18 protein-coding genes and 1 pseudogene are annotated in these 20,728 nt (G+C 72.3%); 10 read left to right on the forward strand and 9 right to left on the reverse strand.

All coding sequences use genetic code 11. From position 1 onward, the window contains the following. The first annotated feature begins 233 nt into the window (after nt 1-233). Nucleotides 234-614: a hypothetical protein gene (locus ACFYMU_RS32750; protein WP_388381257.1), complete on the forward strand. Its 381-nt coding sequence runs from the start codon at nt 234-236 to the stop codon at nt 612-614. A 48-nt stretch (nt 615-662) separates the two neighbouring features. Here the strand turns inward: ACFYMU_RS32750 and ACFYMU_RS32755 are convergent, their stop codons facing one another. Then, nucleotides 663-1,052, reverse strand: coding sequence for a hypothetical protein (locus tag ACFYMU_RS32755; protein ID WP_388381259.1), 390 nt, complete (start codon nt 1,050-1,052; stop codon nt 663-665). Between the two features lie 81 nt (nt 1,053-1,133). After that, nucleotides 1,134-1,718, reverse strand: coding sequence for a hemerythrin domain-containing protein (locus ACFYMU_RS32760; protein WP_388381261.1), 585 nt, complete (start codon nt 1,716-1,718; stop codon nt 1,134-1,136). 258 nt (nt 1,719-1,976) lie between these two features. Between ACFYMU_RS32760 and ACFYMU_RS32765 the strand changes: the two are divergent. Then, nucleotides 1,977-2,428 (forward strand): annotated as a pseudogene (locus ACFYMU_RS32765) (DUF6098 family protein). A 77-nt stretch (nt 2,429-2,505) separates the two neighbouring features. On the opposite strand, the gene glpK reads toward ACFYMU_RS32765, so the two are convergent. Both glpK and ACFYMU_RS32775 read right to left on the reverse strand, forming a co-directional pair. Beyond that, nucleotides 2,506-4,056, reverse strand: a complete 1,551-nt coding sequence (gene glpK / locus ACFYMU_RS32770) for a glycerol kinase GlpK (RefSeq protein ID WP_388381263.1) — start codon at nt 4,054-4,056, stop codon at nt 2,506-2,508. A 40-nt stretch (nt 4,057-4,096) separates the two neighbouring features. Further along, complete coding sequence (locus tag ACFYMU_RS32775) at nt 4,097-4,864, reverse strand: IclR family transcriptional regulator (protein WP_388381265.1); 768 nt, start codon at nt 4,862-4,864, stop codon at nt 4,097-4,099. A gap of 149 nt (nt 4,865-5,013) precedes the next feature. Between ACFYMU_RS32775 and ACFYMU_RS32780 the strand changes: the two genes are divergently transcribed. Together ACFYMU_RS32780 and ACFYMU_RS32785 are read left to right on the forward strand one after the other, a co-directional pair. Next, entirely contained in the window at nt 5,014-5,445 is a 432-nt protein-coding gene (locus ACFYMU_RS32780) for an ATP-binding protein (protein ID WP_388381267.1), read from the forward strand. Nucleotides 5,446-5,576: 131 nt separating this feature from the next. Then, nucleotides 5,577-5,714 carry a hypothetical protein gene (locus tag ACFYMU_RS32785; RefSeq protein ID WP_388381269.1) on the forward strand — a complete coding sequence of 46 codons (138 nt, stop codon included), beginning with the start codon at nt 5,577-5,579 and terminating at the stop codon, nt 5,712-5,714. Between the two features lie 164 nt (nt 5,715-5,878). On the opposite strand, the gene ACFYMU_RS32790 is transcribed toward ACFYMU_RS32785, so the two are convergent. After that, nucleotides 5,879-6,145 carry a hypothetical protein gene (locus ACFYMU_RS32790; RefSeq protein ID WP_388381271.1) on the reverse strand — a complete coding sequence of 89 codons (267 nt, stop codon included), beginning with the start codon at nt 6,143-6,145 and terminating at the stop codon, nt 5,879-5,881. A gap of 307 nt (nt 6,146-6,452) precedes the next feature. Here ACFYMU_RS32790 and ACFYMU_RS32795 point away from each other — a divergent pair, with 307 nt between their 5' ends. Together ACFYMU_RS32795 and ACFYMU_RS32800 are read left to right on the forward strand one after the other, a co-directional pair. After that, nucleotides 6,453-10,859: an HAD-IC family P-type ATPase gene (locus ACFYMU_RS32795; RefSeq protein ID WP_388381273.1), complete on the forward strand. Its 4,407-nt coding sequence runs from the start codon at nt 6,453-6,455 to the stop codon at nt 10,857-10,859. Nucleotides 10,860-11,126: 267 nt separating this feature from the next. Continuing rightward, nucleotides 11,127-11,693, forward strand: a complete 567-nt coding sequence (locus tag ACFYMU_RS32800) for a cysteine hydrolase family protein (protein WP_388381275.1) — start codon at nt 11,127-11,129, stop codon at nt 11,691-11,693. Nucleotides 11,694-11,730: 37 nt separating this feature from the next. On the opposite strand, the gene ACFYMU_RS32805 is transcribed toward ACFYMU_RS32800, so the two are convergent. Continuing rightward, the gene (locus tag ACFYMU_RS32805; RefSeq protein ID WP_388381277.1) at nt 11,731-12,531 is read right to left on the reverse strand and encodes a creatininase family protein; all 801 of its coding nucleotides are present in this window, start codon (nt 12,529-12,531) and stop codon (nt 11,731-11,733) included. 28 nt (nt 12,532-12,559) lie between these two features. Next, nucleotides 12,560-14,050, reverse strand: coding sequence for an MFS transporter (locus ACFYMU_RS32810; RefSeq protein WP_388381279.1), 1,491 nt, complete (start codon nt 14,048-14,050; stop codon nt 12,560-12,562). Nucleotides 14,051-14,186: 136 nt separating this feature from the next. On the opposite strand from ACFYMU_RS32810, the gene ACFYMU_RS32815 reads away from it, so the two are divergent. From ACFYMU_RS32815 to ACFYMU_RS32830, 4 genes are all read left to right on the forward strand, one after another. Continuing rightward, nucleotides 14,187-14,882: a TetR/AcrR family transcriptional regulator gene (locus ACFYMU_RS32815; protein WP_388381281.1), complete on the forward strand. Its 696-nt coding sequence runs from the start codon at nt 14,187-14,189 to the stop codon at nt 14,880-14,882. A gap of 498 nt (nt 14,883-15,380) precedes the next feature. After that, nucleotides 15,381-16,700 (forward strand): bifunctional o-acetylhomoserine/o-acetylserine sulfhydrylase, encoded by a 1,320-nt coding sequence (locus tag ACFYMU_RS32820; RefSeq protein ID WP_388381283.1) that lies wholly within the window; start codon nt 15,381-15,383, stop codon nt 16,698-16,700. Continuing rightward, complete coding sequence (locus ACFYMU_RS32825) at nt 16,697-17,866, forward strand: homoserine O-acetyltransferase (RefSeq protein WP_388381311.1); 1,170 nt, start codon at nt 16,697-16,699, stop codon at nt 17,864-17,866. The genes ACFYMU_RS32820 and ACFYMU_RS32825 overlap by 4 nt, the downstream gene beginning before the upstream one ends. A 408-nt stretch (nt 17,867-18,274) precedes the next feature. Further along, nucleotides 18,275-19,420 carry a sensor histidine kinase gene (locus ACFYMU_RS32830; RefSeq protein WP_388381285.1) on the forward strand — a complete coding sequence of 382 codons (1,146 nt, stop codon included), beginning with the start codon at nt 18,275-18,277 and terminating at the stop codon, nt 19,418-19,420. 50 nt (nt 19,421-19,470) lie between these two features. On the opposite strand, the gene ACFYMU_RS32835 is transcribed toward ACFYMU_RS32830, so the two are convergent. Both ACFYMU_RS32835 and ACFYMU_RS32840 read right to left on the reverse strand, forming a co-directional pair. Then, a complete protein-coding gene (locus tag ACFYMU_RS32835) occupies nt 19,471-19,665 on the reverse strand; it encodes a hypothetical protein (RefSeq protein WP_388381287.1) in 195 nt (64 codons plus the stop codon). Then, nucleotides 19,662-20,726, reverse strand: coding sequence for an alpha/beta hydrolase (locus ACFYMU_RS32840; protein ID WP_388381289.1), 1,065 nt, complete (start codon nt 20,724-20,726; stop codon nt 19,662-19,664). Before ACFYMU_RS32840 ends, ACFYMU_RS32835 begins: the two co-directional genes overlap by 4 nt. Nucleotides 20,727-20,728 lie beyond the last annotated feature (2 nt).

Here is a 20,728-nt window from a genome sequence, read left to right on the forward strand (position 1 = left end):
AAGGCGGACGGCACGATCACGGATCCTGCCGCACCCGCCCACCACCTGTCACATCGTCAGACAGTCGATTCGGTCACGACCTTCTGAATGCTTACGGGCGGGGTGAGTCAGTCGGAGCGAGCGGCGCTTCCACAGGTCAACACAACAGGTCGGCCGCATCCCCGAATTGCATGAATGCACGAGGCGTCCGATCATGTAATGGAATATCTGTCAGCGGTTTTACGGGAGAGGCTATGACCGAGCTGAAAGCATCCGGAAAGGCGCTTCCCCGATTTGAGGAAACCGAGGGACTGGGGCCACAGGACGCGGAGTTCGTGGGAGATCTGGTGGCGGTTCTGGAGAAGCATGGGAATCTGGACCGCTTCGGCCTGTGCCTCCTGCACGATCACTTCCCGCTCGGCGAGGACGAGGTCCTTGTGGAGACGAACGACCCGCGAAGCCGCACTCTTCAGGTCCATGTGGAGAAGGCGGGCGAGACGAAGCACGTCAAGCCCTCGCAATGGAGGTTCCTGCGCCACGAGCCCGACTCGCCCGACACGGCGTCCCGGCACGGCCACTACCAGGTGATCCAGCTGTGCAGCCCCCTCGACCTGTGTCCTGGTCGCGAGCGCTGAGCCCGTAGCGAGAGTCACGACAGACGACAGGTGCGGCGGCCGCCACCGTCAGGTGCGGCCACCGCGCTCGCGCCGTAGACGGCGGCTCAGGGCCCACAGATCCAGCCCCGCCGCCAGGGCGAGGACCCCGCACACGACGGCGACGACGACCAGTACGCCACGGCTGGGCGACTGGCCGGCCGGCGAGTTGGCCGCCCACAGTCCGATCAGAACGGCTCCCGCGGCGAAGAGCGGCAGGGCGACGCCGCTGAGGACGACCCGGAGCCCCAGCGCACTCTGGGCGGTGGTCGGTTCCGTGCCGCTTCTCGCCCAGCGGCGGCCGATGACTCCCGAGCGCGAACGTGGCACCGGTCCGGGTCCGGCGTCGGCCCGGGACGTCGAGGTGGGGCGGGTCGGGTCCGGGACGCGCCCGGAACGGCCGGCAGGTTCCTCGCTCACGGCGTATCTCCTTTCAGCTCAGCGCGCGTCTTCAGCACACAGCTGCGCGCGAGTCCGACCCCCTGCGATCTTCGCCTCACCTCAGCCGCCGGACTTGCCGCTGATCGCGTCCTTCACCCGGTCGATCATGGAGGCGACGGGTCCTGCCATCCACTGGGCCGCGGGCGATCCCGCCGCAGTCGGGTGCGGATGGGTCGGCGCCATCTTCTCGGCCATCTCCAGCCGGGTGCCCATCCCCTTGAGCTGGTCCTCCTCGCAGCCCCGACGCACCGCGGGGAACTCCTCCTGTTCCTCGTGCTCGGCGTGGTCGATCACGGACTTCTCGAAGGCGGCGAATTCGATGTCGAACTCCGCGCTCTCGACGTCCAGCTTCTCGAGGTGCGCGAGGACCTTGGTGGCTTCCTCCTCCTCGTGGTTGCGGGCCTCGGCCTCGGCCTCCCCGGCCGTCTTCTTCGCCGTCGGCCGCAAGATCATCTCTTCTGCCGTCTCGTGGACCGCCAGCAGAGCCCTCAGTTCGTCGAAGGTCTGCTTCCTCTGCTCGCCGTGCGAGGTCCTGACGCCCGCGAACAGGTCACGGATCCGCGCATGCTGCTCCAGCAGGATGCGCACCACGTCGCCTTCCGGCAGCCTCGCCGCTTCCTCGCGTTCCTTGGTCGCGCTGCTCATGGCACAGTCCCGCTTCCCTCGTCGGCTTTCCCTGTCCCCCCGCGGGTAACCCCGACAAATCGCAGCAAACAGAACATATGGGTGCCGCAGGTGCGGGGCCGCGGCGGTGCGCCGGCTGCCGGGGCGCGTCACCGAGGAGCCGGAGACGGACGCTCCCTGCCGTCGCGGATGCCCCACCCGCACCGGGGTACCCGGCCGGAACACCGATGATCACAAGGACTGGCCCGACCGGCATGGCCGAGAGGAGCGGGCGAGGGTATGAGTGCCACGGACGAGCTTCCCGTCCTGCGGTCCCTCGGCGAACTGGGGCCCTGGTGGAACACCACTGCGACCTCTACGTCCGCTGGTCGCACGGCCCGTCCACCGATCTGACGGCCACCGGCAGCCGGGACGATCTCACCGGCATCCGCATGCCGGGCCTGTCGGCCAATCCCCTCCGTGTCGAGCCCTGGTGGGAGGACCGGCCCGTCGAACTGTGGGTGGCCCGGCGGCTCCACGACTACTCGCACCTGCCCCACGAGAAGGGCGAGGGCGTCCGCCCGTGGATTCTTCGCGGCCGCGTCGAGGGGCGCGGCCCCGACAACGAGCCGCTGGTGCAGGACGTGCAGCCCGTCGGCTGGGTCGACGAGAGCGTCACCGAAGAGGCGGAGCGGGCGGTCGGACGTCAGACCGGGTCCTGGGGCCCTCTGCGCCGCAGCGACGAACGCTGAACCGGGGTCAGCCGGCCCACCGACAGAGGTGACCGGACCGCGGTCCGGTCCGGCCCGGCCCGGTCCGGTCCGACAGGTCACGAATGCCGTGGCGGATGTCGCGTCGGCTGCACCGGGGGTTGCTGCGAAGGCTGGATCCACCCCAGGGAGCGGTCCACGGCTCGCTTCCAGCACGCGTATTCCCACTCCCGCCGCCCCGGGTCCATGTCCGGCAGCCACTGCGCGGCACGGTGCCAGTTGCGGCGCAGGACCTCGAGGTCGGGCCAGTAGCCGGCCGCGAGGCCGGCGGCGTAGGCCGCGCCCAGGGAAACCGTCTCGGCGACCATGGGCCGCACCACGGAGACGTCCAGCACGTCCGCCAGGAACTGCATGAGCAGGTTGTCGGACGTCATCCCCCCGTCCACCTTGAGCTGTTTGAGGGCGAGCGCGGAGTCGGCGTTCATGGCGTCGACGACCTCCCGCGTCTGCCAGCCCGTGGCCTCCAGGACGGCACGGGCCAGATGGCCCTTGGTGATGTACGAGGTGAGGCCGACGATGACGCCCCGGGCGTCGCTGCGCCAGTGGGGGGCGAACAGACCGGAGAAGGCGGGCACGATGTAGCAGCCGCCGTTGTCCTCGACGGTGCGGGCCAGGGTCTCGATCTCGGGCGCGCTGTTGATCAGGCCGAGGCGGTCCCGGAACCACTGCACGAGCGAGCCCGTGACGGCGATCGGGCCCTCCAGGGCGTAGGCCGTGGGCTGGTCAGCGATCTTGTACGCGACGGTGGTGAGGAGTCCATGGCGGGACCGCACGAGGTCGGGGCCGGTGTTCATCAGCAGGAAGCTGCCCGTCCCGTAGGTGCACTTCGCCTCACCCGGTGAGAAGCACGTCTGCCCGAACAGCGCCGCCTGCTGGTCGCCGAGGGCGGCTGTGATGGGGACGCCCGGGAGGATCGCGCGGGCCTGGCCGTAGGACTCGGCCGAGGGCCGGATCTCCGGGAGCATCGGGCGCGGCACACCGAAGAACTCCATCAGCTGCTCGTCCCAGGTCAGCGTCCGGATGTTGATGAGCATGGTGCGGCTGGCGTTGGTGGCGTCGGTGATGTGCAGGCCGCCGTCCGGACCCCCGGTGAGGTTCCAGATCAGCCAGCTCTCCATCGTGCCGAACAGCACATCGCCGTCCTGGGCGCGCCGCTCCAGCCCCGGAACGTTGTCGAACAGCCAGCGGATCCGGGGCGCGGAGAAGTAGGTCGAGGGAGGCAGGCAACAGCGTTCGAGGAAGAACTCGTCCCCCGGCCGGTCCCTGAGGTCGTCGACCAGCGGCGCGGTGCGGGTGTCCTGCCACACGATCGCCCTGCCCAGCGGGGCACCGGTCCGCCGGTCCCAGAGCACCGTCGTCTCCCGCTGGTTGGCGATCCCGATGGCGGAGATCTGTTCGGCCTCGACGCCGGCGTGGGACAGGGCGTCGGGAACGATGCGCTGCAGATTGCGCCAGATCTCGACGGCGTCGTGCTCGACCCAGCCGGGCCGGGGAAAGTGCTGCTGGTGCTCCCGCTGGGCCACCGATGCCAGGCGCCCGCGGTGGTCGAACAGGATGCATCGCGTGGACGTGGTGCCCTGATCGATGGACATCACATACCGTTCAACCATGATCGAGCCTGCCTTCCGATGCGTCGCGGAGGTGCGTGACCTACCAGCGGGCCGCGCCCAGGTCTCTTGAGATCGCCCGTGCGGCCTCCCGGAGCAACGTGAGCAGGGACGGTTGCGGGCGGCCCCTGGTGTCACAGATCCGCTCGACCGGCCCGGACACGCCGATGGCGCCCACCACGAGGCCGCCGTGCCCCCGGATCGGCGCGGCGACCCCGGCGTCGCCCATGGCCATCTCCTGCACCTCGGCGCCCCAGCCGAGCTCCCGTATCTCGCCGAGTGCCCGTTTGAGCTCCTCCGGGCGTACCAGCGTGTGCCGGGTGTAGGCCTCGAGTCCCGCCGCAGGCAACGGGTCCACGGCAGCGGCCCCATAGGCCAGCAGGACCTTGCCGAGCGAGGAGGCGTGCAGCGGCAGCAGCGCGCCCACGTCCAGGGTCTGGAGGGTGTCGTCGGGGCGGAAGACGTGGTGCACGATCAGCACCTTGCCCTCAAGGGGCGTCCCCAGGCGGACGGCCTCGCCGCTGCGGGCGGCCAGGGCGTCGGCCCAGTTGATGGAGCGCGACCGCAGCTCGTTGACGTCGAGGTAGCTGGTGCCCAGGTGGAGCAGTGCCGCCCCGAGCTGGTACTTCCCGGTGGTCGCGTCCTGCTCCACGAAGTCGACGTGTTGCAGGGTGCGCAGAATGCCGTGGGCGGTGCCTTTCGCCAGCCCGAGCGACGACGCCACCTCACCCAGTCCCAGTCGGCGGGGACCGCCCGCGAGAAGCCGCAGGATCGCCGCTGCCCGTTCGATGGACTGCACCGGGCCGACCATGCGGTCATATTAGTCCGATTCGACCTGATAAGGGATCGTTGTTCGGTAATGCCGACCGCTGTTCATTGACCGGCCCCGATCGCCCTCCTAGCGTTCGATATCGCCCGGCATCCGGCCGGCAGCGCCTCACCCCCGGAGGAGGACGGCACATGACGGTAACGCAGCTCGACGCCGCGCCTCGCGCCGCGGGCGTGGAACACGTCTTCACCGTGCCCTGTGCCCCCGAGGCCGTCTCGGTCGTGCGCCGAGGCGTACGAGCGGCCCTCGTGGCCTGGAACCTGCCCACGGGCGTGGCCGATGACGTGCTGCTGGTGGTTTCGGAGCTGGTCACCAACGCCCTCGTCCACGCCGCACCCCCCGCGACACTGCGATTGTCGCGCGTCCGGGCGGCCGCGTGCGGAGCCGTACGCGTCGAGGTGGCCGACACCGGCCCCACCCTCCCCGGGCGGAGGGCGGCCCCGCCACCGGACCCGGACGAGCACGGCCGGGGTCTGGACATCGTCGCCACGCTCTCCGCCCGGCACGGAACCCGTGTGCACTGCGGCGGGGTGAGCCGGTGGGCGGATGTACCCGAAGAGTGAGACAGCTCGCCACGACACCTGTTGTTCACCCGAGCGACACCCTGAAGAGGCTCATGCGTCGCCCGTCGCGGGTGAAAGGGATGCATCTTCGGATATCGGACATCGCATCCATGGAGAGAGAGTCATCCGACATGAGCCAGATACTTGTAGCCGTGGCCACGAAGGTCGGCCTCGCGCTCGCCGAGGCGGTCGTCCTGCGCCTGGCGTGGCAGCTGTGGGCCGCGTACTCACGCCACCTGCGCACCGCCGCCGCACCCGCCACCGCCTGACACACGGGGCCCGCCGACGCCGCGGCGGCCTCCCCGCACGGCGGACACCGCCGGGCGCCCCGGCCGCCGCACGGCGGACACCGCCGGGCCCCGGTCGCCGCCCGACGCACGGACGCACGGCAGCGCCGTCGCTGCCGCGCGTCGTGCCATGGTTCGCCGCGACGTCAGGGGCTCTTCCTGCCCGCCCCCCGGGCCGACCCGTCGTGCTCGGCCGGCACGTCGACGGCCCCGTCGCGCCTTCTGCCGCGCACCAGCCAGGCGGCCCCGCCGACGGCCAGGGCGACGGGCCAGTCCAGTGCTCCCGCCACGGCCATCGCTCCGAGACCCCCGTAGAACACGAGGCCCCTGGCCGACGGCCTGCCGGGCAGCCGTGACGTCGCCGTCCTGGCGGTGATCGTCACGTCCTCCCTGGTGAGGTACGGAATCGGCACCGGCGGATGGAGCGTCCGCGTGTGCAGGTGGAGGCCCGCGCCTTCGTGTGCATGCGTCTGCGCGGGCTCTTTCTGCGGTGCTTCTCGCTGTCGCGTGGTCGCCGCTGTCCTGGGCATCCCCTGCCCTCCTTTCCTGAAGTCCGTACGGTCTGCCTCTTCAATTCTCGCGCGCTTCGTGCGACATGCGCTTTTACTGCTGATTTCTAGCTGTCTGTACGGCTTTGTGTGAAACGCGGAGTTCGCGGCTACTCGCGCAAGGGAGTCACGAGTCGGGCGGCGGGGAGACGGATGAGGCAGGTGATGCGCTGTGGCAGTGCCGGGAGGCGGGCTGCTGCGGGCCGCGGTGTCGTCCGCCGCCACCGCGCTGCGCGGTCGCGACACCACACGGCGTATCCGGCACTTCGAGGGGCGCGCCCATGTCGCGGTACGGGGTCTGCGCGAGGGTGACCTGCCCCATCCGTCGGCAGCCGGGCTCGTCGAGGACGTGGAGCGGCGGCTCGCGGCGGTGCCCGGCGTCGTCTGGGCCGTGGCGAACACCGTGCTCGGGCATGTCGTCGTCGCCACCGAGGGCCCCTCGGACGCCGAGGAGACCGTGGCGGCCCTGGTCGAGGCGGTCGAGGCGGTCGAGGAGGCCCACGCGGTCGAGCACCCGCTGCCCGACCATCCGCTCTCCGGTGGGGCGTCCCGGCGGGCGGCGTGGGCGGTGGCCGTGCAGATCGCGGCCGCGCCGCTGGCCGCCGCGGCGGGCCTGACCCACCGCGCCCCCATCCCCTCCCAGGCCGCGGCGCTCATTCCGCTCGTCGACGTCCATCCGCGGCTGCGGGGGCTGGTCGAGCGGGCGGTCGGCGCCGACAACGCCGGACTGCTCATGGCCGGACTCACGGCGATCGGCCATGCCGGCTCCGGCGGTGTGCTCGGGGTCGGCGTGGACACCGTCCGGCACGCCCTGCGGGTGGTGGAGGCCAACGCGGAGCACGCGTCCTGGGCCGCGGCCGAACCGCGTCTGACGGGCACCGCCGCCGCCGGGTCCCACGGGGCGGCACCGCCGGCACCGCCCCGTGAGACGCCGCTGCGGCCCGGACCGGTCGAACGCTACGCGGACCGGGTGCCCCTGCTGGCGGCCGCGGCCTTCGCCGGATCGCTGCTGGTCAGCCGGCGCCCCGGCAGGGCCCTCGGCGGCGCCCTGGCGGCGATCCCCAAGGCGCCCCTGCTGGCCCGTGAGGGTTTCGCCTGCGTCTTCGCCAGGGGCCTGACGCGCCGGGGGGTCCTCGTGGCCGAGCCCGATGCCCTGCGCAGGCTGGACCGCGTGGGCACGCTGCTCCTCGACACGGAGGTCCTGGCCACCGGCTCGCACCTTCTGGCCGATCTGATCGCCCTCGACGAGGGCGTGCCCGCGGGAGAACTCGCCGCGCGGGCCCATCGGCTCTTCGACGGCGCCGCGCCCGAGCGGCTGTCGCGGCAGGGCGAGTGGGCGCTCGGGCCGGTGGAGCGTCTGCCGCTGCAGGGACGTACGGGGACGCGGGAGCGTGAACGGCTGAGCCAGGAGGGCGCGCGGCTCGTGCTGGGGCTGGCGCACGGACGCCGCCTGCTCGCCGTGATCAGCGTGGTGCCGCGGATGCACGAGGCCGCCGACGCACTGGTCCCCGCCGCCCACGACGCCGGGCTGACCGTCGTGACCGCGGGCCCCCACACCGCCGACCCCGCCGTCCGGGAGGCCGACGCGGTGCGCGGCGACACCGGCGAGGGGCTGCTCGCCTCCGTACGGGCGCTCCAGCGGGACGGGGACGGTGTGCTGCTGATCTCCCGGGACCGGTCCGCCCTGCGGGCGGCCGACGTCGGGGTGGGGATCTCCGGCCCGGGCGGGACTCCGCCCTGGGGCGCGGATCTGTACCTGGACGCCGATCCGACGGTGGCGACCGTCGTCGTACGGGCCTGCCGCGGCGCGCGGGACAGTGCGCAGCGCGGGGTGCGGCTCGCCGAGGCGTCCGCCGCGATCGGCGCGACGGCGGCGCTGACCGGACGGCGCCGGCGGTCCGCGGCCCGCGGTGTGACGGCGTTCAACGCGGCGGCCGCCCTCGGCATCGCCGCCGGAGTCTGGTCGGCGGCACGGCTGCTGCGGCGCCCCCCGCCCCTGCCCGCCGCGTCCCGTCATCCCTGGCATGCGATGGACCCGGCCACCCTGCTCTCCCGGACCGGGAGCACGGCGGGCGGGCTGTCGAGCGAGGAGGCGCAGAAGCGCGGTGGCGTCCCCGCCGAGCGCGCGCCCGCGTCGTCGCTGGTGCGGGCCTGTCTCGCCGAGATGGCCAACCCGCTCACGCCCGTCCTGGGCGCGGGGGCGGCCATGTCCGCGTCGGTGGGCGCCGTCCTCGACGCCGTCGTCATCATGGCCGTCACCGCGGTGTCGGGGCTCTTCGGCGGCTTCCAGCGGCACAGGACCGCTCGTGCGGAGGCCCGGCTGCGGCGCGAGTCGGCCGTCGTGGCGAGGGTGCTGCGGGACGGGACGGAGACCGCCGTCCCCGCCCAGCACCTGGTGGTCGGCGACGTGGTGGACCTCGGCGCCGGTGATGTCGTCCCGGCCGACGGGCGCCTGCTGGAGGCGCACCATCTGGAGGCCGACGAGTCCGCGCTCACCGGCGAGTCGCTCCCGGTGGCCAAGGACGTCGCGCCGGTGCTGGCGTCGGAGCTCGCCGACCGTGCGTCCATGGTCTACGAGGGCACCACCGTCGCGGCCGGGCGTGGCCGCGCGCTGGTGGTCGCGACCGGCGCCGGGACCGAGGCGAGCCGGGCCGCCGCGGTGGGCCGCGGCGCCGCGCCCGCCGTCGGTGTGGAGCGCCGGCTCGCCCGGATCACCCGCAGTGCCCTGCCCGTGGCCCTCGGCTCGGCCATGGCGCTCATGGTGGCCGGCACCCTGCGCGGGCGCCGTGCCCGGGACACGGTGGGCGCGGGTGTGGGCCTGGCCGTGGCCAGCGTTCCGGAGGGTCTGCCGTTCCTGGTCTCGGCGGCCCAGCTCGCCTCCGCCAGAAGGCTGTCCGCCCGGGGGGCCCTGGTCAGGGACCCCCGCACCATCGAGGCCGCCGGCCGCACCGATGTGCTGTGCTTCGACAAGACCGGAACCCTCACCCACGGGCACATCTTCCTCGTCGCCGTGGCGGCCGACGGCGACAGCCGGCCCCTGGAGTCGCTCGGCGACGAGCAGCGCGCCGTCCTGGCCGCCGCGCTGCGGGCGACGCCGCGGCCCCACGGGGGCAACGGGCTCGAGCACGCGACCGACGGCGCCGTCACCGACGGCGCCCAGGAGGCGGGCGTGCGCCGCACGACCGGCGCGCCGGACTGGCGGCGGCTGTCCGGCCTGCCGTTCGAGCCGAGCCGTGGTTTCCACGCCACCCTGGGCCGCGCGGGGCAGCACCGCGTCCTGTCCGTGAAGGGAGCGCCGGAGGAGGTCGTCGGGCGCTGCGCCACGCGCGGTGGGCGACGGCTGACCGCGGAGGACCGCGCCGACATCCTCACCGCCGGCGAGAAGCTGGCGGCCGAGGGCCATCGGGTCCTGGCCGTCGCCGAACTCCGCGACGCCGCCGACGGGAAGCTCACCGACGAGGCGGTGCGGGACCTCGGGTTCGTCGGCTTCCTCGCGTTCGCCGACCGTGTGCGCGGCACCGCCGCCGACGCCGTGCGCCGTCTCGCGGACGCTGGGGTGCACATCGTGATGATCACCGGGGACCACCCGAGCACCGCCGGCAAGGCCGCCGCCGACCTCGGTGTCCTGGACGGCAGGCGGGTGGTGACGGGTGCCGAACTCGACGCCCTGGACGATCGCTCGCTCGACGCCCTTCTGCCGGAGGTCGGGGTGGTCGCCCGCGGCACCCCGGTCCACAAGGTCCGCGTGGTGCAGGCGTTCCAGCGCCTGGGCCGCACAGTCGCGATGACGGGCGACGGCGCCAACGACGCGCCTGCCATCCGGCTCGCCGACATAGGGATCGCGTTCGGTGTGCGGGCCACTCCGGCCGCGCGCGCGGCGGCCGACCTGGTCGTCACGGACAACCGGCTGGAGACGGTCCTCGCCGCGCTCGTGGAGGGCCGCGCCATGTGGGCCTCCGTGCGCCAGGCCCTGGCGATCCTGGTCGGCGGCAACCTGGGAGAGATCGCCTTCACCCTCCTCGGTGCGGCCGCCACCGGGACGTCCCCCCTGACAGCCCGTCAACTGCTGCTGGTCAACCTGTTCACGGACCTCGTCCCGGCCATGGCCGTGGCCCTGCGTCCGCCGCAGCCGGAGGCGGCCGAGCGGATGCTCCACGAGGGGCCCGAGGTCTCGCTCGGCACGGCCCTGACCGAGGAGACGCTGTGCCGCGCCGTGGCCACCACGCTGGGCGCCGCCTCGGGCTGGCTGGCCGCCCGGTCGACCGGCCGCGCCCGCCGCGCCCGCACCGTCGCCCTGGTCGCGCTCGTGGGCACACAGCTCGGCCAGACCCTGCTGGCCGGGGGCCGGAGCAGGGCGATCGTCCTGTCCTCCCTCGGCTCCCTGGCCGCCCTGGCCGCGGTCGTGCAGACGCCGGTCATCAGCCAGTTCTTCGGCTGCACCCCCCTCGGCCCGCTGGCCTGGGGCATCGCCCTGTCCGCCGCGGCGACGGCGACGGTGGGCTCGCTGTTCCTGCCGGCGCCCATCGCCCGCAGCCGCGAGGTGCTCTCCCGACGGCGGCCGGCCGTCTCCGCGGCATAGCCGCCCGCCGGAGGCCGACGCACGACCTGCGCACGGCCGACGCACGACCTGCGCACGGCCTGCGCACGGCCGGCCTCCGGCGGACGCACGGCGGCGGGGTTCTTGATGCGCGCCCGAGGTGATCGAGGACGGCTCCCGCGACTCGCCTCCCCGTGCGGCCCGGCGCCGCCTGGCGGAACTGCCGCGCCGACCGCGTGTCAGGGCCGTTGTCAGTGGCCCGGTCTACGGTGAAGCCGACACGGATCGTCACGAGACACCGGAGCACCCATGACGACACTGCCCGACCGGCCGAACACCGCATTGCTCGTCATCGACGTCCAGAACGGTGTGGTGGCGGGCTCCCCCCGCCGCGACGACGTGATCGCGAACATCAACACCCTGATCGACAAGGCGCGCGCGGAGGACGTGCCCGTGGTCTGGGTGCAGCACTCCAGCGACGAGCTCGAACCGGACAGTGAGAGCTGGCAGTACGTGCCGGAGCTGGTGCGCCGCGATGCGGAACCACTCGTCCACAAGACCTACTTCGACTCGTTCGAGGCCACCGAGTTGGAGGCGGTGCTCGCCGAGCGAGGAGTGGGCCGGCTCGTCGTCACCGGTGCCCAGACCGACGCCTGCATCCGCTCGACCCTGCACGGCGCGCTCGTCCGCGGGTACGACGTGACACTGGTCGGCGACGCGCACACGACGGAGGACCTCACCGCGTACGGCGCGCCGGCCCCGGAGCAGGTGATAGCGCACACCAACCTCTACTGGAACTGGCAGAGCGCACCCGGGCGCCGAGGAGGGACCGTCGGCACGGCGGAGGTGACCTTCACCGCGGCCGACGCGGGGTGAGCGGGCCACCGCGTCGAGCCGACGGTCCGACGGCGGGTCACAGGCCGCTGTCGGTGGCCTCCGGGTGCGGCGGAGCGCCGTCGTCGCCGGTCCACTCCAGCAGCCAGGCGGCGAGGATCGTCGCGCTCGCGGCCAGGATGGCCTCGCCCTTCTCCCGTGTGGCGAGCCGAGCGTCCCCGGCCACTCCCGTCGCGGTGACGTCCTTGAAGGAGCGCGGCAGGTGGACGATGTGGTCCGGAGCCGACTGCAGGGCGATGTCCGGCCCGGTCGCCTCCCCCAGCCGGTCGAGGTCGACCAGGTCGGGGGCCAGGGCCATCATCATGGACGTCTCGCCCTCGCAGGCGTGCATCAGCGTCTCCTGCTTCTCCAGGACTTCCGCGGTGCGCGCCCGGCCCGCCGTGAAATAGCTCGTCACGGCGATGGAAGCGGACAGGTCCCGGGAGAGTTCGCTGCTGAGCGCGTTGAGGGCGGTGACGTTGCCGCCGTGGCCGTTCACGATGAGGATCTTCGTGAATCCCGCGGTGAGAACGGAACGGCACAGGTCGCGCAGCACCATGTGGTACGTCGGCAGGGTCAGTGTGAAGGTGCCGCCGAACTCCATGTGGTGGTCGGCCAGTCCGCACCACAAGGAGGGCGCGACCACCGCGGGGCGTCCCCGAGCCGCCATGAGGACGGCGGTGCGACGGCAGACCTCGGCGCTGAGGAAATCGTCGACACCGGTGGGCAGATGCGGCCCGTGCTGTTCGGTGGAGCCGACCGGCAGCAGCACCGGTGCTCCCTGGGCCGCCAGCCGGCGCAGCGCGGGCGCGGTCAGCCGGTTCCACAGGACGTCGGACATGGTGACGCCTCCTTCCGTCTCGAGCACTTCAGGGGGTTTCCGGAGCGGCGAGCTGCGCCGGGCGAGCGGGACCTGCGGCGGCGGGTGTCGCACCGTCCGAGGGGGTGGCGCCCGCGATCGCCTCGACCGACAGACCGGTGGTGCGGACCCCGAAGGCGAGGACTCCGGCAGCGACCAGCATCGCGGCGGCCACCAGGGCGAAGACCGCCACGGCTCCGTAGGAGTCGAGGAGCGGGATCAGATAGAACGGCGCACTCGCGGTGGACAGGCGGCTGAGTGAGTACAGCCAGCCCGTCGCGGTGGTGCGCACACCGGTGGGGAACTGCTCCAACTGGTAGATGTGACCGGCGTTCGACATCACGTTGGCCACCACCGTGAAGCAGAAGCCCGAGGCGATGATCGCCGCCGTCGTGGTCGCATTGCCGTAGGCGAGTCCGGCCAGGGCCATGCCGACCAGGGAGGCGCAGAGGATCCACTTCCGCTCGGCCTTCTCCATGACGAACATCGAGAGGTACGAGCCGAGCGGGTACCCGATGAACGAGAGGGTCAGATAGGTCAGTGAACTGCTGACGGTGAGCCCCTTCGCGGCGAGCACCAGCGTGGCCAGGCTGCTGAACCCGTAGTAGCCGATGGGCGCGAGGATCCACAGCACCGCCATCACCGCCGTGCGCCGGGCCAGGGGCGCCCGGAAGAGGCTTCTGACCGGATGGCCGGGGTCCGGCGTCCGTCTCCCGTGCGCGGTGGCCGGGCGCGTGCCGGCCACGGCCGCCGCGGCGGGTGCGGGGTCCGCGGGGGCGGGAGGGATCCAGCCCTCCGCCTCGGCCGCCCGCTCGAAGCGCCTCGCGATCACGTCGGCCTCCGCGCCGCGCCCGACGGTCTCCAGCCATCGCGGTGACTCCGGCAGGTTCCGCCGGATGAGGAAGGTGAGCAGTGCTCCGAGGGATCCGACGGCGAACATCCACCGCCAGCCGGCGACACCGAGCGGTGCCGCGCCGACCGTCACCATGCCGAGGAATCCGACCACGGGCACGGCGAGATACGCGGTGGTGAAGGCCCAGGCGGCGTAGCGGCCGCGCCGCCCCGGCGGCAGGATGTCGCCCAGGAAGGAGTCGGTCACGGGCAGTTCGCCGCCCAGTCCGATGCCCGCGACGAAACGGAAGGCCACCAGGGTCCACAGGTTCGGGGCGAAGGCGCAGGCGAGCGTGCCCGCCGAGTACAGGCTCAGCGTGAGCATGTAGGCCCCGCGCCGTCCGACACGGTCGGCGAGCCGCCCTATCGCCACGGCTCCGACGAAGGCGCCGACGAAGGCGGACGCGAGGACCAGTGACAGGTCGGGGCCGCTGAGCTCGAAGGTGGTCCTCAGCGTGGTCGCCAGGACTCCGGACAGGAAGAGCTCGTAGATCTCGAAGAAGTTGCCCAGCGCCATGACACCGACGAAGCGCTTGTGCAGCGAGGTCATCGGAAGGCGGTCGAGCCGGGCGGCCACGGAGAGGCCGTCGGCCTCGTACAGAGGGTGCATCTGTTCCCCTCGGGGACGAACGGGTATGACTTCCGGCCGGAATTGGATTGGACAGTACAGTCCAAATATCGACCCGGCAAGAGGTCGGAGGCATAGAATGGACTGGTCAGTCCAGTCCACATGGAGGTACTCGTCCGTGACCCCCACACCAGCGAGCCGGCCGGCCTCCGGCAACAGCGCCGTACGGGCGCGCAGCCGCGCAAAGATCCTCTCGGCGGCGAAGCGCCTGTTCCTGGAGGACGGCTATGACGGGGTGAACCTCGACCGCATCGCCGCCGAGGCCGGAGTGGCGCGACAGACGGTCTACAACCGGTTCGGCAGCAAGGACGCCGTCTTCCGCGCCGTCATGGAGGACCACTGGGGCAGCCTCGACCTCGAGACGCTGCCGTCACGCCTCACGGCGGGACTGGAGGGGACCGGAGATCCGGCCGCCTTCCTGCGCCGGCTGTCCACGGCCCTGATCGACTTCATCGACGAGACGGGCCAGATCGCCTTCACCCGACTGGTGATCGCCGAGTCCCGCCGCGCTCCGTGGATCGCCGACGAGTTCTACCGACTCGGGAAGGAGCCCCTGATCCGGGCGTTCGAGGCATGCCTGCGCGACCTCGACGCGGCGGGCGCGATCGACTGCGCCTCGCCCGAGGTGGCGGCCCACCAGTTCCTCGGGCTCATCCAGGAGTTCGTCCTCTGGCCGAGGGTCATGGCGGTGCCCGCCGACCGGATGGACATTCCGTCGACCGACACCGTGATCGAGGAGGCCATCACCACATTCCTCAGCCGCTACGGAACCACGGACCCGGACGGGGGGAGCCCCGCACGACCGTCGGCCTGACGGTCGGACAGCCTCGAGGGCCACGCGGCCGGGCGCCGCCGGAAGCGGACTCCGACGCCTTCGGCTCCGCCTTGGGCCTCCCTCTGCGGTTCCCGCGGCCCAGAGGTCCGGACAGAGGGGCGGGGCGGCTGGGTCCTTCGCCCACCGCCCCCCGTCCGCTCCGGCCACGGAGCACCTGGAGGCGTGTCCCGGCATGTGAGACGGCCAGGGGCGGTGATGCGCGCATGTGGTTGTCTGTCCCCATGACCGTGCTTGTGACCCGCCGCCACGTTGACTACGTGCGTGTCACCACCACGTGTTGTTGCGCCGTGAGCTGACGCCGCGCTCCGGCATCTGATCCACCCCTTCCCCACCGCGCCTCGCCGAGCACTGCCCTCCTTCGGGCACCTGTCTCGGCCGTGCGGTCGCTTCGCCTGATCTCTTTCCAGGCCCATATCCCTTTTTTCACCCCTTTCCATGTCCTCGGGCATCTGCGATGCCCCCGCACCAGGGAGAATCATGAGCAAGACGATCGGACCGGACGCATCGGCGTGGTCCTTCGAGACCAAGCAGATCCACGCCGGCGCCGCGCCGGATCCGACGACCGGGGCCCGGGCGACGCCGATCTACCAGACGTCGTCGTTCGTGTTCCGGGACACGCAGCACGCAGCCGATCTGTTCGCGCTGGCCGAGCCCGGCAACATCTACACCCGCATCCACAACCCCACCCAGGACGTGTTCGAGCAGCGCATCGCCGCCCTGGAGGGCGGGGTCGCCGCCGTGGCCCTGTCCTCCGGGCAGGCGGCGGAGACCCTGGCGATCCTCACGCTGGCGAGCGCCGGGGACCACATCGTCTCGAGTGCGTCGCTGTACGGGGGCACCTACAACCTGTTCCGGCACACCCTGCCGAAGCTGGGCATCCAGGTCTCCTTCGTCGACGACCCGGACGACCTCGACGCCTGGCGAGCGGCGATCCGGCCGGGCACCAAGGCGTTGTTCGCGGAGACGCTGGGCAACCCGCGCGGAAACGTGCTCGACGTGCGGGGGGTCGCGGACGTGGCGCACGAGGCCGGGCTGCCGCTCATCGTGGACAACACCGTGCCGACTCCCTATCTGCTGCGGCCCATCGAGCACGGCGCGGACATCGTGGTGCACTCCGCCACCAAGTTCCTCGGCGGGCACGGCACGACCGTCGCGGGTGTCGTCGTCGACGGCGGCACCTTCGACTTCGGGGCGCACGCCGAGCGGTTCCCCGACTTCACCGAGCCCGACCCGAGCTACCACGGCCTGCGGTACTGGCCCGCCCTCGGCCCCGGTGCCTTCGCCGTCAAGCTCCGGGTCCAGTTGCTCCGCGACCTCGGGCCGGCCATAGCACCGCACTCCGCCTTCCTGCTCCTCCAGGGCGTCGAAACGCTCAGCCTGCGCATGGTCCGGCACTCCGAGAACGCCCAGGCCCTGGCCGAGTGGCTGGAACAGCGCGACGAGGTCGCAGCCGTCCACTACCCGGGCCTGCCGTCCAACCACTGGTACGGCGCGGCGCAGCGCTACCTGCCGCGCGGCGCGGGCGCGGTGCTGTCCTTCGAGCTGCGGGACGGCATCGAGGCCGGCAAGCGGTTCGTGGACGCCGTGGAGCTGTTCAGCCATCTCGCCAACATCGGCGACGTTCGCAGCCTCATCATCCACCCGGCGTCCACCACGCACAGCCAGCTCGACGAGGAGCAGCTCGCGGCCACCGGCGCCTCCCCCGGGCTGGTGCGCCTTTCGGTGGGCATCGAGAACCTCGCCGATCTCAAGGCGGACCTGGAGGCCGGGTTCCGCGCGGCGAAGGGCGCGTCCTGAACACCGTACTGACGCCTTCGGAGATCCCCCTCCCGCCGGCCTCCGGGGGCTGGCGGGAGGGGGACCCGCCCGGGCGTCGCCGGTGGTACGTGCGCGAGACGCCGCTCGTCCTGGAGGCGGGTGGTGAACTGCCGGGCGCACGCCTCGCGTTCGAGACCTGGGGACGGCTCGCCCCGGACGCCTCCAACGCGGTGCTCGTGCTGCACGCCCTCACCGGCGACAGCCACGTCGCCGGCCCCGCCGGGCCCGGGCACCCCACCCGCGGCTGGTGGGACGGGCTCGTCGGCCCCGGTCGCGCGCTGGACACCGACCGCTGGTTCGTGGTCGCTCCGAACGTGCTCGGCGGCTGCCAGGGCAGCACCGGACCCTCCTCGCTGCGCCCCGGCGGACGACGACGCTGGGGCGGGGACTTCCCGTTCCTGACACAGCGCGACCAGGTCGCCGCCGAAGCCGGCCTGGCCGACGTGCTGGGCATCGACCGCTGGGCCCTGGTGGTCGGCGGCTCGATGGGCGGGATGCGGGCGCTGGAGTGGGCCGTGTCGCGTCCGGAGCGGACGGCGGCGCTGCTGCTGCTCGCCACCACGGCCGCGGCGAGCGCCGAGCAGATCGCCTGGGCCGGCCTCCAGTTGCGCGCCATCCGCTCCGACCCGCACTGGTGCGACGGCCACTACCACGACACCGGTCGGGCGCCGCACGCCGGACTCGGCCTGGCCCGTCGGCTCGCCCATGTCACCTACCGCAGCGAGCCGGAGCTGCAGGCCCGCTTCGGCCGCTCGCCGCAAGGCGAGGAGGACCCGTGGCACGGCGGCCGTTACCAGGTGGAGTCCTACCTCGGCCATCATGCGACCAAGCTGGTGCGCCGCTTCGACGCCGGGAGCTACGTCGTGCTGTCCGAGGCCATGAACAGCCATGACATCGGCCGTGGCCGCGGCGGCGTGCGCGCCGCCCTGAGCCGGGTGACCGCGCGAACGCTCGTGGCGGGGATCGACTCCGACCGCCTCTACCTGCCGTCCCAGCAGGCAGAGTTGGCGGCGGGCATCCCTTCGGCGGATCACCTCAGGGTGATCGAGTCCCCCTACGGTCACGACGGCTTCCTCCTCGAACCGGAGCAGGTCGCCGCGCTCGTGGGGGAACTCCTCGCACCGGCGACGCCACCGGCCGCCTGACCCGACCCGGCCCCAACGCCCCGGCGGGAGGTACGAGTAACACCTGACGGAACCTCAACAAGCTTGTTCTGCAAGGGAAATGACCGGCATCAACTCCTGCCTCTCCGGGCATCATCTGGCGGTGGACACGCACACACCGCCTGGGCTGCCGATCGGCCCTCACGGATGCGAACCGTCCATGCACACCACGGAGTTGAGTCCGGTCCCCGCATTCGCCCGAGGGTTGATCTCCATGCTGCCTGGATGTCACCACCTTGACTTATCATCTGCGCAGAATGGCGCACACAGTTGCGAGAGGCCGTGCGAATGAACGACAGCCACGACCGTTCCGACAGTGCGGACGAGTCACAGGGCAGACGGGGGGCGGGGGCCCCGCCGAGACACAGCAACGCTCTCCCCACCCCCCACGTGGCACGCACCATCCTCGTCGCCGCGCTGCTGGGCTACGCGCTCTTCACCCTCACCACCGTCCTGAGCGCCGGCGTGTCCGCGACGGCCAAGGCCACCGGCGTGCTCATCCTGCCGGTGGTCCTCGTCCTGCAACTCGTCCACTCGGCACCGGGCAGCAGCCGGACGCCCCTGCACCGCAAGTGCCTGACCCTGGGCATCCAGGCACTGCTGACCTATCTGCCGCTCCTGATGCTCCACTCCTCCTGGGCGACGGTGTCCGGCTACCTCGCCGGTTCGATACTGCTCCTGCTGCCGCCGCCGGTGGCCTGGCCGCTCTACGGGGTCGTGGGGCTCAGCATGCTGGCCCCCTCCGTCCTCGACGGCCGACCGCTCGTCGACGGCATCCGCCTCGCGCAGACCGCACTCCTCACCGGCCTCGTCGTCTACGGGCTCACCCGGCTGACGGAACTGATCACACACCTGCACGCCGCCCGCGGCGAACTCGCCCGCCAGGCGGTCGCCAGGGAACGGCTGCGCTTCGCCCGTGACCTCCACGACCTGCTCGGCTTCAGCCTCTCCGCGATCACTCTGAAGAGCGAGTTGATCCACCGGCTCATTCCGGCCCACCCCGCCCGCGCGATGAAGGAGGTCAACGAGGTCCTGGGCATCGCCGGGCAGTCCCTCGCCGATGTCCGCAAAGTCGCCAGCGGGTTCCGCGACATGTCACTGCAGCAGGAGATCAAGACGGCGCGGTCGATGCTCGACGCCGCCGGCATAGACGTACGGGCAGAGGTCCGCCTGGGGGTGATCTCCCCCCACGTGGACACCGCGCTCGCCACCACGCTGCGGGAGGCCGTCACCAATCTGCTGCGGCACAGCAACGCCTCACGCTGCGGGATCCGGGCCGTCCAGCAGGACGGCCTGGTCCGGCTGGTGGTCGAGAACGACGGCTTCGACCCCGCCTACCGCGACCCCTCACCGCACGGCGGCAGCGGGCTCGGCAATCTGCACGCCCGGATGACCGCCGTGGGCGGACGGCTGGAGTCCGGGCAGGGGCAGGACGGCACCTTCCGGCTGCTGGCCGAAGTGCCGGTGAAGAAGCCGCCGGAGACGACCGCGGAGGTACGGCAGATCATCTTCCCGCCCAATGGATCGGCCGCCTGATCGCGCCCCGGCCGCGGGCGTGCGACGGACCGCGCCGACGGGCCCCGGCGTCAGGCTTCCCCGTGCAGGGACGAGGTGGTGCTCGCCGTGCGTTCCGAGGGAAACCGGTGGGCGGACGGCGGCCGGTGGTGAACGGCCGTCAGGTCGTCCTCGGTGATACCGAGTGAGGCCAGCGTCTGCCACGGCCGCACCGTGCCGAAGGCGGTGCCGGAGGCTGGGTCGTGGTCGTTCCCGCGCCCGTTCATGACGGTCTCTCGCTCACCAGGGAGCGGGACGCCGGCCGGGCGCCGCGGCGCGAGAAGCGCAGCCACAGCAGCTGGGAGATGAGCCAGCGCCGCATCGCACCGAGGTGGGCGGGCGAACCGTGCACGTCGTCGAAGGTCTTGAACCGGACGTCGTCGAGCGTGCGGCGCAGCAGCGTCTGCTCACTGCCCGGGATGATCTCGTCCCGGCTGCTGGCGACGTACCGGACGGGAATCCGCACCTGCCGAAGCTGCTCCGGCGTGAACGCGAACCCCGGCAGGCGGTGACGGAGCTCGGCGAGGTCCTCGCTGCCGGTGAGGCGGCGCAGCGTGTCGGCCGTGATGCCGGGCACCCGGGGCCACCACGCCTCGTCGGCGAAGAAGTCGGCTACCGGGGCGCCCACGGTGAGGACGCGGCGGATGCGGGGGTCCTCGGCTGCGGCGCGCATCGCGAGATGGCCGCTGAAGCTGAGGGCGAGCATCGAGGTGTCGGAGACCCGGGCGCGGTCGGCGAGCCGGTCGAGCAGAAAGCTGAGGGTGCGCCAGGAGTCGGGCCCGTAGGTGACGGTGTTCTCGCCGACGCCCGGCATTTCGGTGACGACGGCGGCGAAGCCGAGTTTGCGGAGCAGGGGCAGCAGCGGCGCCCACTGCTCCTTGACGCTGACGATGCCGCCCATGACGACCAGCAGCGGGCGGGGCCTGTCCAGCCCGGCGGCCCAGCAGGCGACGGTGCCGTCGGAGTGATCGAACTCCAGGCGCTCGATACCGTCCTGGTCGCGGCGCCACTGGTCGAAGGTGTCGACGCACAGCCGCTGGGCGAGGACGCGATCGGGGTCGCCGTGGTACGGGAAACGGGCCAGGGCGTAGTGCCGGCACGCGTCGAGGAGGTCGCCACGGGCGGCGGCGGCCCGGCCCTCGGCCGTCCACACCGCGGCCCAGGAGCCGGGGTCGCCGGGGGTGTCATTGGTGATACGGGTGAGGACCTGTGTGGCGTGCCCGGCCGTCATGCCCTGGCCTCGGGCGTGCAGACGGGCGAATTCCTTGAGTTCTTCCAGATGGTCCATGG

Source organism: Streptomyces sp. NPDC007264, from assembly GCF_042869095.1.
GTDB lineage: Bacteria > Actinomycetota > Actinomycetes > Streptomycetales > Streptomycetaceae > Streptomyces.